General features: G+C 48.0%; 4 protein-coding genes, 2 tRNA genes, 3 rRNA genes and 1 pseudogene. 7 read left to right on the top strand and 3 right to left on the bottom strand.

Annotated elements, in window-relative coordinates; genetic code table 11:
- Positions 1 to 555: 555 nt before the first annotated feature.
- From LKE88_RS03700 to LKE88_RS13160, 3 genes and pseudogenes are all read right to left on the bottom strand, one after another.
- Entirely contained in the window at positions 556 to 1,320 is a 765-nt protein-coding gene (locus LKE88_RS03700) for an ATP-binding protein (RefSeq protein ID WP_276802268.1), read from the bottom strand.
- Positions 1,317 to 2,873, bottom strand: a complete 1,557-nt coding sequence (gene istA / locus LKE88_RS03695; RefSeq protein WP_276802783.1) for an IS21 family transposase — start codon at positions 2,871 to 2,873, stop codon at positions 1,317 to 1,319. Before istA ends, LKE88_RS03700 begins: the two co-directional genes overlap by 4 nt.
- Positions 2,874 to 3,524: 651 nt before the next feature.
- Positions 3,525 to 3,689, bottom strand: a pseudogene (locus tag LKE88_RS13160) (IS256 family transposase); the annotation flags it as partial.
- A 138-nt stretch (positions 3,690 to 3,827) separates the two neighbouring features.
- Here LKE88_RS13160 and LKE88_RS03690 point away from each other — a divergent pair.
- The 7 genes from LKE88_RS03690 to rrf all read left to right on the top strand — a co-directional run bounded on the left by LKE88_RS03690 (position 3,828) and on the right by rrf (position 12,094).
- Positions 3,828 to 4,397: a hypothetical protein gene (locus tag LKE88_RS03690; RefSeq protein ID WP_276802781.1), complete on the top strand. Its 570-nt coding sequence runs from the start codon at positions 3,828 to 3,830 to the stop codon at positions 4,395 to 4,397.
- Positions 4,398 to 4,426: 29 nt separating this feature from the next.
- Positions 4,427 to 4,882, top strand: coding sequence for a hypothetical protein (locus tag LKE88_RS03685; RefSeq protein WP_276802780.1), 456 nt, complete (start codon positions 4,427 to 4,429; stop codon positions 4,880 to 4,882).
- 1,837 nt (positions 4,883 to 6,719) lie between these two features.
- Positions 6,720 to 8,275, top strand: a 16S ribosomal RNA gene (locus tag LKE88_RS03680).
- Positions 8,276 to 8,384: 109 nt separating this feature from the next.
- Positions 8,385 to 8,461 (top strand) — tRNA-Ile (locus LKE88_RS03675).
- 24 nt (positions 8,462 to 8,485) lie between these two features.
- A tRNA-Ala gene (locus LKE88_RS03670) sits at positions 8,486 to 8,561 on the top strand.
- A 440-nt stretch (positions 8,562 to 9,001) separates the two neighbouring features.
- A 23S ribosomal RNA gene (locus tag LKE88_RS03665) occupies positions 9,002 to 11,907 on the top strand.
- A 70-nt stretch (positions 11,908 to 11,977) separates the two neighbouring features.
- Positions 11,978 to 12,094 (top strand): 5S ribosomal RNA (rrf, locus tag LKE88_RS03660).
- Together the 16S, 23S and 5S rRNA genes with 2 tRNA genes alongside form the textbook arrangement of a ribosomal RNA operon.
- The last annotated feature ends 1,627 nt before the right edge of the window (positions 12,095 to 13,721 follow it).

The following is a 13,721-nucleotide window of genomic DNA, read 5'->3' as shown; positions in this document are numbered from 1 at the left end:
TAGGAACGACAGACTGTAAGTGAGAAAATCTCCAATTATTGGTCGTGCGCCTGCCGGGGCTAGTGCGGACCGTTAGGTAGCTCAACTACGGAAAAGTCAGCGGGGCTGACTTTTAGCTGTAGAAAACTCTGTACCGGATTTTTTGGTCGTGCGGTCCGCAAACTATTGGCGTAGTACGGGATATCCCTCGCGTTTTAACCTTCGTGCGGTTGTTTGGACCGTAGCGGTGGTGTAGGAATCCTTATTTTGGGCAATATGCACTTCATTTAGAATAGTATATTTTCCACTGAATCAATTAGGCTGGTAAATTTGTATATTCCGGCTCTCGGGAAGCATGAGTCCGGACAACTGGAAATCACCAGTCCGGAATATCGGGAATCACTGCATAAATCGGTGTAAGTTTACCGTCTGCACGGACTTTTTTTACCACCTTCTCGGAATTCTTTTACCACCCCACCGCACTAGTAGGCCATTAAGAGATTCAGCCAAAAGCTCTGCCGGATGGTTGAGCCGGCAGAGCTGGTTATTTAGTTTTCTTTAAAGTATAGATAAGCTTTAGCTTTGAGTTGCTTTCAGGCCATACCGTTCTCTCATTGAGATACGGCCTTCAACCATAATTACGTATGAGTTATGGATAATGCGGTCCATAATAGCATCAGACACAGGGCTTGCAGATTCGGGGTTCGAATCAATCCTGGTATACCAGCCATCTGTGCTGTACTGGGTGCAGAAAATCATAGAACGTTGGCAACGAGTTTCTACAATTTCTAATAGATCATAACTTTCCTGCGGTGTTAGGGGGCGTATAAGCCATTCATCCAAAATGAGCAAATCAACTTTTTTGTAATTGGACAGGCATTTCTTTAATTCACCGCCGCTTCGGGCAATATTCAACTCATCCAGCAATTCTGGCATACGAATATATCGTACTTTCTTGAATCGTCGGCAGGCAGCGTTACCAAGAGCACAGGCAATGTAGGTTTTACCATTGCCAGAAGCTCCTTCCAGAATAATATGGTGTCCCTCGTCTACAAATTTGCAGCTGGATAGGCGTAAAATCTGTGCTTTATCCAACTCTCTATCTTCGTAGTACTCAATTTCTTCTACTGCGGCAGCTGGGGCAGAAAAATTTGCATTCTTAATGAGGCGCTGTACTGTATTCGTTTGGCGTCGGTTCCATTCGGCAGTCACCATCAGTCCTAATCGTTCCTCAAAGCCAAGCTCATTAAAGGTTGAGTCTTGTAATTGGTGGGATAATTCATCCGCCATAGCGGTCATTCTCATCTTCCTAAGCATCTCTACGGTTTCCTGGTCTATCATTGGCGGCCACCTCTATCCTTACTGAAATACGAGGCACCGCGTGTAATTCCGTAGTTGTTTGCTGCGGCTGGCTTTTTCTGCGGAGCGTTTTTAACAGGTTTATCTTGGTCATTTTTTAAAATACTGCTGACGTTACGGACGGACGGAGTGGCCTTGTAGGCGAAAATACGTCCACAAGCGTTTTCAAGCCGTACTTTCCCGTAACGTTCTTCCAATTTCCTAAGGCTGGAGCAGGCTTTATAGCCCTGTTCTGGGGCCTTTCCGCTGGTAAGGAAATACTGCACAGTCTTTTCTGTCATGGGACCAACAGTCGTTGCCCAACGAGTGAAATCATCCGCATTGTAGGTCAGGTACCTTTGGTGTGCAAGGGGCATGTGCTCTAGGTTTACCAGCGGATCTCTCTGGACGGTCCGCAAACGACGGTGGCTGGCAACATGGCTGCCGTGGAAGAATACTTCTACAGTAGTCTTTGTCACCCGAATGTCTACCTTTTCGCCAATCAAGTTGTAAGGGACTGAATATTTGTTCTTGCCATCTGAAATAAGATAATCATTGGGAACTTTGGCTACCGACCAAACAGCAGCCTCAAAATCTGTAGGTGGCAGAGGAAGCATATATTGCTTTTCTTCTTCCATATAGGCACTGTAGCGGGAGCCTGCCATCTGCTTAAAGGGGCGGTTGTTCATTTCTTTAAGTTTTTCCGCAATAGCCTCATTCATTTCATGAAGGGAAAAGAATTTCCTTGAACGTAAGGCAGCAAGAATCCAGGTTTCAGCAAAACGCACAGAAGCTTCTGCGGAGCTTTTATCCTTAGGCCTGCGCACACGGGCTGGTACAATTGCCGTACCATAATGTTCAGCCAATTCCTGGTAACTGCGGTTTAGGATTGTTTCATACTTAGTATTAGACGTGGTTGCAGTTTTGCAATTGTCAGGAATTAGAAGCCGAGGAACACCACCATAAAACTTGAAGGCGTGGATATGGCAGTTCAGCCAGTTCTCAGTTTTCATATCGTCGCAGGCTTCTGCATAGGTATAATAACTGCACGGCAAGGTGGCAATAAAGAGATACGCTGGGCTTGTACTGCCGGTTACCGGGTCATATATGGGAAGAGTATCCCCAGCCCAGTCGACCTGCATGGCATCGCCAGGTTTATGCTGAATACGCATGGTGGCTTTGGTCACCCGGGCCCATTTTCGGTATTTCTCTGCAAATTGTGTACTCATATAAGGCGTTTTGCCAGTCTCGTAGCACTGTCTGCAATATTCTTCCCATAGAAGCGTCATCGTTACACCAGATTTTGCTAGTTCCCGATGGATGTAGGGATAGTCTGGTTCAACATAAAAAACTTTGGTCATGCTCTTTCTTGGGAATAATATTGTTTCCAATTCAGCATTAGTGATGCTGGAATCCAGCGGCCAGCTAATGCCTTGTTGGTCTGCAGCCTTGTAGACTGCACTGATGGTTGGGCGAGAAGCAACTTTGGTTAAAGCTATCCCGCGTTGAGTGCACCCCTTGCTTCGCAGCATAAGAATCTTTCGGTAATCCGTCATATGAGGACCCCCTTATACTAAAGTCACACGAGAACCGTGTGCTATCTTCAGTATGAGAGTTATTGAGCAGGGTGGCAAATACTTCCGGAAGGATGGTCAAATAACTGCGGCAGAGTGGTAAAAAAAGTCCGTGCACATGGCAAAATCGTATCGGTATATTCAAATCACTTTCCGGCGTTTTGGAAATCACTTTCCGGAGTTTTCGAAATCACTTATAAAAAAGCGATTCTGATTGCAGGTTGAAAACTTGATAGGGTTCAAATTTCTTTTGAAAATTCTTAGAAACGCACAACCGCTTAACCAGAATTGATCCAGCTTGTCCATTTCACGTCAAGGGTGCCCAGCACAACGCTTGTCCTTGGCGGGAAATGGACAGGCTGGTAGAATCCGTCAAGCGGGGTGCGCTTCCAAGTTGAATTATGCATGGTAGCGCAGCAAAGTCATAGCCTTGATTAAGTGATTTCCATTTTACCGGAATCTGCTTTCCAAATTTCCGGATTCATGATTTCCAACCACCGGATTGGTGATGTATTTTGACCCGGAATATTCAAGGTATGTATCTTTTTATAGAAATAGTTTGATTGAAAATATAAATACTAGTAATATATTAATAAATATGACTGTGTCAAGTATTTTGTGTAAATAGCAATCTTAGTAACTTTTATCGTAATTTGTCATCAAGGCTGACATCCGTTCATACATCAATAACTGGCTCCGCAAGACGGCCCAATTGGGCATATGCCGGTCTCCCCATTTCTTGTATAGTTCCTGAATCCGCAGATAGAATATCTTGAACACGGCATCTTCGTTAGGGAAGTACAACCTGCCGAATTAGAAGGTAAATGAATTGGCAAATTGCCGTACAGGAATATAGAGGGTAGCGTTTGATGCTGAACTCAATCCTTAGCGATAAAGAAATAGACCGAATGGGATACATAACCCTGTTGGCCTATTATGAGCAAGTATGTGAAAACTAGAGAGCAGAGAAATGGTTGGATGCGTTTGCAAAAAAATGAATTAAAGACAGGAGTCGATACTAATATGGCAAAAAAATTGTTTTTAATGATAACCCTTTTACTGTTACCGCTTGTTTCATGTGAGGCGGCGTATCATCCCTATCCGGAATATTTGAACAATAATCATAATTTTCCAATTGTTTATGCGCACATGGGCGTTGCTTATTATTTGGATGTGAGTTCGATTGTCGTAAAACAGCGGACAGAGGATGGTTCTTTATTGGTAGCGGCCAATGAAATCACATATGACAATGAAAAACAGCAGGTTGTATGGGGGCAGGAACCGCAGACTGTGTGGTATTATTATACGTCTAACCCAAACGACGTTGGATACCGTTTTTATAAAGACTATGATCGTAAGGTAGCCTTGCCTGTCTATCAGGGTCGAAATATAGTTTTTGATTCATGGAATCATGGGTTTACCTGGCATGCATTTGATTTAAATAATCCCAATGGATATATGCAAAGAACTATTAGAGGATTTAAGAGAATTCTGGAGCATATCTAAACCCTGCCAGAAAAGAGGTGTTACTGTTCATGCTGAAGAAGGTTTTCCTTGTATTAGCGTTGGCAATTATTCCGTTGACAGCCAGCGCTTATCCAAGTGAATATATGAATGGAGATCATAATTTTCGACTCGTGGGAAATGTAGAAAAAACGGCGCATTTTTTGTATTTAGATACAACTTCTGTCACCGTTAAGCGAAATGATGCAGGTACATTGCTAGCAGCAGGCAACTTCTTTTACTGGGATGATATAACTGACAAAGAATATTATGGGCCGGTGACATTTTGGTTTTATTACACGACAAATCCTTTAGAAGTTGGCTATCGAACCATCAAATTTGGCGACCGAAAAGTAGCATTACCGGAATATCAGGGTGAAAAGACAGCCTATACATCTACAGATGATGGATTTACTTGGTACAAAATCGATTTAAATTATGAGTACTTAGACAGCCAGGCATTTAGACGAATTCGGGAATACGTTTAGGGCATAGAAATAAGCAAGAGTTTATACTAGGATATTCCTAGCGCATTACGGATTGCATTATCCAATTCTATAGCCGTTGGTAAATTGGGGCCAGAAACAAATCTGTCGGAAAAATCCTTCATTCTAAATCGTAATTTTCTAATGGGCGCTATAGAACGTATTTGTTGAATATACCGGAGCTAATATCCCCACCTGTCCGGTAAATGGAAACCGCCATTCCGGAAAATAAGAAACCACAGATTCCGGACTTAGGAAACCGATTGGACCTATAATGTAGCTATGCACCGTTGGTGCATAGCTACTTACAGGGAGGTTGTCCCATGTCCAGAGTCAAACCTAATTATCGCGAAATCCTGCGGCTGGGTTCTAAGGGGCTAAGTCAGGAGGATATCGCAGCCAGCGTTGGTTCCTCGAAGAAGACTGCATAAACCGGAGCAACTAGGCCATCTGCACGGACTTTTTAGGCCACCCTTCCGGACTATTAGTCCAGGTGCTTTTTAAAAGCTCTGCCGGATCTGTAGAACCGGCAGAGTGAATCTAGCAGCTTTCAACCGATATATATTGTTTTAAATCTCTTTCAGTGTGCCAATGAAGGTATGGGCACGCATGAACAGGGTGGCAAGTATCGACGGCAAGACAGCCTAAATTCTGCGGTAGGGTGGAAGAAAAACACCGTGCAGGTGGCCTAAGAACGGAATATGCTTTAAACAAGAGAAAAATGTTTTTAGGTCGTGCGGTCAGCAAACTTTTGGTGTGGTGCGGGTATCCCCCATTGCCGCTATGCGGCATTTCCCCAAAGGGAAACGCTTGTCCCCTTTTGGGGCTAGTACATGAAGGACGGTAGCTCAACCACGGAAAAGTCAGCGGGGCTGACTTTTAGCTGTAGAAAACTCTGTACCGGATTTTTTGGTCGAGTGGTCAGCGGACTTTTGGCGTGGTGCGGGGGATTTCGGATTTTTGGTCGTGCGGTCCGCAAACTTTTGGCGAAGTAGGGGATATCCCTCGCATTTTTAACCTTTGTACGGTTGGCCGGGGCCAGTACTGGCCTGGGGGTAGCTCAACCACGAAAAAGTTAGCAGAACTGGCATTTTTCTCGCCAATCAGTTATAATGCTACTAACAAATCCCGGTGGAGTAATTACGTTTTGCTTTGCAGTTTCACACCCTGGCAAAGGGATTGCTCGGCGAGAGCTATTGCAGTTTGAGGGCAGGTGAAGGGCAATGCTAAGCGCCACTGGGGAAATAAAGCAATTGTAAATGACGAGGCGCATGGGCTTCACGCGCACTTTCAATCCAGGAAGTGCTGCGAAATTCACATTGCTCTCAAACGTTTGAGCGTATGTAAATTTCTCATGGTATTTTGGCAGCGATTTTCTTTGCTGCTGCTCTCAAAAGGCTTGTCTACTCCTATAGGGGCAGGCAGGTCTTTTCTCCTTATTTACCGCTTTTTAACTGCCGTCTGGGGGCCGCAATTCCTCTTTTACCTCCAAATTGTATCATTTATACAAAAAAGTTTTAAAAACCTATTGACGGTGTGGGGGAGTTATGCTATTATAAATAAGCTTTCTCACGGGGAAGTAATGGCAAACCAGAACAGCTGCTTGTTTGAGAAATTAGCTTCAAAAAAAAGTAGTTGACAAAATCTTCTGAGTTTGCTAAACTATCAAAGTCGTTGATGAACAAGAAGCGATGGAAGAACTTTGAAAACTGAATATTGATTGACAGATGTGCGGGTCAAGTCACCTTTATGGTGATGAGATCGAGTCACTTCGAGACAACGAAGTAAAAAAATCAAAGCTAGTATTTTCAAGAGCCAAGCGGCTTTTCAAAATAATTCTATTTTGGAGAGTTTGATCCTGGCTCAGGACGAACGCTGGCGGCGTGCTTAACACATGCAAGTCGAACGGAGAATTTATTTCGGTAAATTCTTAGTGGCGAACGGGTGAGTAACGCGTAGGCAACCTGCCCTCCAGTTGGGGACAACATTCCGAAAGGAATGCTAATACCGAATGTGATCCTTCTTCCGCATGGAGGAAGGATGAAAGATGGCCTCTATTTATAAGCTATCGCTGGAAGATGGGCCTGCGTCTGATTAGCTAGTTGGTGGGGTAACGGCTCACCAAGGCGATGATCAGTAGCCGGTCTGAGAGGATGAACGGCCACATTGGGACTGAGACACGGCCCAAACTCCTACGGGAGGCAGCAGTGGGGAATCTTCCGCAATGGACGAAAGTCTGACGGAGCAACGCCGCGTGAGTGATGAAGGTCTTCGGATTGTAAAACTCTGTTGTCAGGGACGAATGTGCGAACGTTGAATAAGCGTTTGTATTGACGGTACCTGACGAGGAAGCCACGGCTAACTACGTGCCAGCAGCCGCGGTAATACGTAGGTGGCAAGCGTTGTCCGGAATTATTGGGCGTAAAGAGCATGTAGGCGGGCTTTTAAGTCCGACGTGAAAATGCGGGGCTTAACCCCGTATGGCGTTGGATACTGGAAGTCTTGAGTGCAGGAGAGGAAAGGGGAATTCCCAGTGTAGCGGTGAAATGCGTAGATATTGGGAGGAACACCAGTGGCGAAGGCGCCTTTCTGGACTGTGTCTGACGCTGAGATGCGAAAGCCAGGGTAGCAAACGGGATTAGATACCCCGGTAGTCCTGGCCGTAAACGATGGGTACTAGGTGTAGGAGGTATCGACCCCTTCTGTGCCGGAGTTAACGCAATAAGTACCCCGCCTGGGGACTACGATCGCAAGATTGAAACTCAAAGGAATTGACGGGGGCCCGCACAAGCGGTGGAGTATGTGGTTTAATTCGACGCAACGCGAAGAACCTTACCAAGGCTTGACATTGAGTGAAAGACCTAGAGATAGGTCCCTCTCTTCGGAGACACGAAAACAGGTGGTGCATGGCTGTCGTCAGCTCGTGTCGTGAGATGTTGGGTTAAGTCCCGCAACGAGCGCAACCCTTATCCTATGTTACCAGCGCGTAATGGCGGGGACTCATAGGAGACTGCCAGGGATAACCTGGAGGAAGGCGGGGATGACGTCAAGTCATCATGCCCCTTATGTCTTGGGCTACACACGTACTACAATGGTCGGCAACAAAGGGCAGCAAAGCCGCGAGGCAGAGCAAATCCCAGAAACCCGACCCCAGTTCGGATCGCAGGCTGCAACCCGCCTGCGTGAAGTTGGAATCGCTAGTAATCGCAGGTCAGCATACTGCGGTGAATACGTTCCCGGGCCTTGTACACACCGCCCGTCACACCACGAAAGTTGGTAACACCCGAAGCCGGTGAGATAACCGTAAGGAGTCAGCTGTCTAAGGTGGGGCCGATGATTGGGGTGAAGTCGTAACAAGGTAGCCGTTCGAGAACGAGCGGCTGGATCACCTCCTTTCTATGGAGAACCGTTGGATGCCAAGGCATTTCAACTATTCTCGTCGACGCACATCTGTCAATATCAATATTCTGTTTTGAGGGTTCTGCCCTCAAGATGGTAAGGAAATGGGCCCATAGCTCAGCTGGTTAGAGCGCACGCCTGATAAGCGTGAGGTCAGTGGTTCGAGTCCACTTGGGCCCACCATATTTTCCTAAAGGAATGTATGCTGGGGGCGTAGCTCAGCTGGGAGAGCACCTGCCTTGCAAGCAGGGGGTCAGGAGTTCGATTCTCCTCGTCTCCACCAATTACTTACTATCGTATGAACCTTGAAAACTTCATAGAAGAGACAAAAAACAGTTTTGATGAAAATCAAAATTAAATCTACTATGTATTGTGATGAATATGTAGTAGATACCTCTAATCTAAATGCGAATTTAGAGACGAGTAACGAGAAAACTAGGAACACGTAAGTGTGACTTAGTAGAACTAGTTGTTTTCGTCAAGAATCGATTTTATTCAAGGAACGAGGAGCGTTTTGCCGCAGATAATACTACAAGGTATATCGAGGACAAAACACGACAAGTGACGCAGAAGAAAACGATTATCGGCGAAAACAGAAAGACTCCAACAAGATTCGGGATAGTTCGCGAAGCGAGGAAGCAAATTTCCGGAGATAATACTAAAGTATATCGAGGAAAATTTGCGACGAGCGACAAAGAAATGGCCGAATATTGCTAGGAGATAAGTCAAGCTACTAAGGGCATACGGCGGATGCCTAGGCACTAAGAGCCGATGAAGGACGCGGTAAGCTGCGAAAAGCTACGGGGAACCGCAAGCAGGTTTTGATCCGTAGATGTCCGAATGGGGAAACCCACCAGCCGTAATGGGCTGGTATCCTTAGGGAAGGGAACCCGGTGAACTGAAACATCTAAGTAGCCGGAGGAAGAGAAATCAAACGAGATGCCCACAGTAGCGGCGAGCGAAGAGGGCAGAGCCTAAACCGGGAAGCTTCGGCTTTCCGGGGTTACGGACTCACATAATTCAAGTTTATCCTAGCCGAATTACCTGGAAAGGTAAGCCACAGAGCATAAAAGCTGCGTAGGTTAAAGGACGAGCGAGAAGGTGAGTATCCAGAGTACCACGAAGCACGAGGAATTTTGTGGGAAGTCGGGGGGACCACCCTCCAAGGCTAAACACTACTTAGTGACCGATAGCGCATAGTACCGTGAGGGAAAGGTGAAAAGAACCGCGGGAGCGGAGTGAAAGAGAACCTGAAACCGTATGTCTACAAGCAGTCGGAGCGCAAGCGACGGCGTGCCTATTGAAGAATGAGCCAACGAGTTGCGGGCACTAGCGAGGTTAAGCAGGAAATGCGGAGCCGTAGGGAAACCGAGTCTGAAAAGGGCGATGAGTTAGTGTTCGCAGACCCGAAACTGTAGTGATCTACCCATGATCAGGTTGAAGCACAGGTAAAATTGTGTGGAGGACCGAACCGGTGAGTGTTGAAAAACTTTCGGATGAATCGTGGGTAGCGGTGAAATTCCAATCGAACGCAGAGATAGCTGGTTCTCCTCGAAATAGCTTTAGGGCTAGCCTCAAGCAGTAAGCATAGGCGGTAGAGCACTGATCGGGATAGGGACTGTAATGGTTACCGAACCCTGTCAAACTACGAATGGTTATGCTGCAAAGCTTGGGAGTCAGACTACGAGAGATAAGTCCCGTTGTCAAAAGGGAAACAGCCCAGACCATCAGCTAAGGTCCCCAATGCCATACTAAGTGGAAAAGGATGTGGGGTCTCATAAACAACCAGGATGTTGGCTCAGAAGCAGCCACCATTTAAAGAGTGCGTAATAGCTCACTGGTCGAGAGGCCCTGCGCCGAAGATTCCCGGGGCTAAAGTATGGAACCGAAGCTATGGATGCAAGCTTAGGCTTGCGTGGTAGAGGAGCGTTCCCATCGGGTTGAAGTCGTACTGTAAGGTACGGTGGACTGGTGGGAAGTGAGAATGTTGGCATGAGTAGCGAAAAGAAAGGTGAGAATCCTTTCCACCGAAAGCATAAGGATTCCTGAGCAACGATCGTCGTCTCAGGGTAAGTCGGGACCTAATCCGAGGCAAAGAGCGTAGGAGATGGACAACTGGTTGATATTCCAGTACCGGCAGCAATCGTTTGAACAATGGAGTGACGCAGGAAGGCAGGTCCGCACGAGATTGGTAGTTCGTGTGCAAGCATGCAGGCTGGTGTACAGGCAAATCCGTACACTGAGGCTGAGGTGTGACGCGGAGGGAACTTGTTCCCGAAGGGATTGAGCCTACGCTGCCGAGAAAAGCTTCTAGTGAGCAAGCTGCCGCCCGTACCGTAAACCGACACAGGTATGCGGGGAGAGAATCCTAAGGTGCGCGGGAGAACCCTCGTTAAGGAACTCGGCAAAATGTACCCGTAACTTCGGGATAAGGGTAGCCATCGTGGTGAAGGGACTTGCTCCTGGAGCCTAGGATGGTCGCAGAGAAGAGGCCCAAGCGACTGTTAACCAGAAACACAGGTGCCTGCGAAAGAGAAATCTGATGTATAGGTGCTGACACCTGCCCAGTGCTGGAAGGTTAAAGAAGGATGTCCGGGTTCGACCCAAAGCATTCGACTGAAGCCCCAGTGAACGGCGGCCGTAACTATAACGGTCCTAAGGTAGCGAAATTCCTTGTCGGGTAAGTTCCGACCCGCACGAAAGGTGTAACGATTTGGGCACTGTCTCAACGAGGGACCCGGTGAAATTGAAATACCTGTGAAGATGCAGGTTACCCGCGACTGGACAGAAAGACCCCATGGAGCTTTACTGTAACCTAATATTGGGTTCTGATATTTGATGCACAGGATAGGTGGGAGGCTGAGATGATAGTCCTTTGGGATTATCGGAGCCGCCGTTGGGATACCACCCTTCAACTATCGGGATTCTAACCGAGCGAGTAACGATCGCCGGGACATTGTTAGGCGGGCAGTTTGACTGGGGCGGTCGCCTCCTAAAGAGTAACGGAGGCGCCCAAAGGTTCCCTCAGCGCGGACGGAAACCGCGCGCGGAGTGTAAAGGCAGAAGGGAGCTTGACTGCGAGCCAAACACGGCGAGCAGGTACGAAAGTAGGGCTTAGTGATCCGGTGGCATCCAAGTGGAAGGGCCATCGCTCAACGGATAAAAGCTACCCTGGGGATAACAGGCTAATCTCTCCCAAGAGTCCATATCGACGGGGAGGTTTGGCACCTCGATGTCGGCTCATCACATCCTGGGGCTGAAGTCGGTCCCAAGGGCTGGGCTGTTCGCCCATTAAAGTGGTACGTGAGCTGGGTTCAGAACGTCGTGAGACAGTTCGGTCCCTATCCATCGCGGGCGTAAGAGATTTGAAGGGGGCTGCTCCTAGTACGAGAGGACCGGAGTGGACAGACCGCTGGTGTACCAATTATCCTGCCAAGGGTATAGTTGGGTAGCTACGTCTGGAACGGATAAACGCTGAAAGCATCTAAGCGTGAAGCCATCCTTAAGATGAGATCTCTCACGGAGTAATCCGGTAAGACACCTTGAAGAACACAAGGTTGATAGGCAGGATGTGTAAGCACAGCAATGTGTTCAGCTGACCTGTACTAATATGTCGAGGGCTTGACTTAAACCGCAAGTCCAAGAAGTAAAGAACGTCTCTTCATGAAGTTTTGAAGGCTCATGCCTTCTAATTGATAATCCGGTGGTTATGGCTGAAGGGATCCACCTGTTCCCATGCCGAACACAGTAGTTAAGCCTTCATACGCCGAAAGTACTCGACTGGAAACGGTCCGGGAGGATAGGAAGCTGCCGGTTAGGCAAGACCCGAGTGATGACTCACTCGGGTCTTTTCTTATTTGAAAAACAATAACCCAGCCCTTCCCGGGGAGATCCCGGGGATTGGGCTGGGTTGTCTATTATCTGGGGGCAGCGGTTAAACGCACTGCTAGCGATTCACTGGAGGTGCGGGCCAAATGGGATGTTGCGGCCGGAGGCCGCTGTGCCTTATCCGCACAACTTCTGGAGGTCCTGGCTTTGAACCCCAACCTGGCCACGCTTTGTTCTTGGGGCGTGGCCTTTCCTTCCCCTTCTCCTGTTCGCGCAACGCAGCGAACAGGTAAGTGGAAGGTAGCGGCCTTTGGCCGAAATGCTGGGAAAGGTCCGCTGGATGCCGGGTATTGCAGTTTTCATCCAGGTATTAGCGGCCACCGGCCGCTTGCCTTCTCCACCCAACAGTGGTCCAAGGTGGGGAAGGTGCCGGTGGAATCACCGGCGGTTGGGGCAATCCAGGTGTTATGGTTTTTCTTGGAGTGTATCTGCATTAGCCTTCCGAACATCTTGGTGTTGAACCCCATCCTTGTTCCGCTTTAATGTTGGGGGCGGAACGTTCCTTCCCCTTCTCCTGTTCGAGCGGAGCTGCGAACAGGTAAGTGGAAGGCAGCGGCCTGAGGCCGCAAAATGCTGAGGTAAACTTCCTCCGTCAGCCCTTGGCTGACACCTACCACACGCTTTGCGCTCACATCCAAGAGCATGTCAGTTTATCAAAATGCTCTTGGCTAATGTGAGCCATGTGATAGCAGCCCCAGAAGCAAGCCCGCAGGGCGCGGCTGATTGGCTAGCTGCGAACCACTGTGGTAGGCTTCCGTGACACTACTGGTCAAGTATAATCCAAAATATAGTACTGATAAGAAGTTGAACCGTGGTGGTTATGCAAGCTTCCTTCAAACGTGAAGGAAGTGTCGCCGGAAGGCGACGATAGAAGTTCATCTAGGCATTGGCGGCCGGAAGCCGCTTGCCTTCTCCACCCAACAGTGGTCCAAGGTGGGGAAGGTGCCGGTGGAATCACCGGCGGTTGGGGCAATCCAAGTGTTATGGTTTTTCTTGGAGTGTATCTGCATTAGCCTTCCGAACATCTTGGTGTTGAACCCCATCCTTGTTCCGCTTTAATGCTGGGGGCGGAACGTTCCTTCCCCTTCTCCTGTTCGAGCGGAGCTGCGAACAGGTAAGTGGAAGGCAGCGGCCTGCGGCCGCAAAACGCTGAGATAAACTTCCTCCGTCAGCCCTTGGCTGACACCTACCACACGCTTGTGGTAGGCTTCCATGAAACCACTGGTCAAGTTAAATCTAAAATATAGTACTGATAAGAAGTTGAATCGTGGTGGTTACGCAAGCTTCCTGCAAGCGTGCAGGAAGTGGCGCCGGTAGGCGCCGATAGAAGTTTAACCAGGTATTAACGGCCTACGGCCGAAATGCCGGAATAAACTTCCTCCGTCAGCCCTTGGCTGACACCTACACACGCTTGTGGCAGGCTTCCATGAAACCATTGGTCAAGTTAAATCTAAAATATAGTACTGATAAGAAATTGAACCATGGTGGTTACGCAAGCTTCCTGCAAGCGTGTAGGAAGTGGCGCCGGTGGGCGCCGATAGAAGTTTAACTCAAC

It is taken from the genome of Acidaminococcus hominis, from assembly GCF_022484025.1.
GTDB classification, from domain to species: Bacteria; Bacillota; Negativicutes; order Acidaminococcales; family Acidaminococcaceae; genus Acidaminococcus; species Acidaminococcus hominis.
The sequence above is the reverse complement of the archived record's forward strand: the minus strand, read 5'-3'. Positions and strand labels throughout refer to the sequence as shown.

Bases quoted from the DNA above. Each gene is read 5' to 3' on its own strand.
- LKE88_RS03690 (WP_276802781.1), top strand. From the start codon at position 3,828: ATGAGCAAGTATGTGAAAACTAGAGAGCAGAGAAATGGTTGGATGCGT.
- LKE88_RS03685 (WP_276802780.1), top strand. From the start codon at position 4,427: ATGCTGAAGAAGGTTTTCCTTGTATTAGCGTTGGCAATTATTCCGTTG.
- istA (WP_276802783.1), bottom strand. From the start codon at position 2,873: ATGACGGATTACCGAAAGATTCTTATGCTGCGAAGCAAGGGGTGCACT.
- LKE88_RS03700 (WP_276802268.1), bottom strand. From the start codon at position 1,320: ATGATAGACCAGGAAACCGTAGAGATGCTTAGGAAGATGAGAATGACC.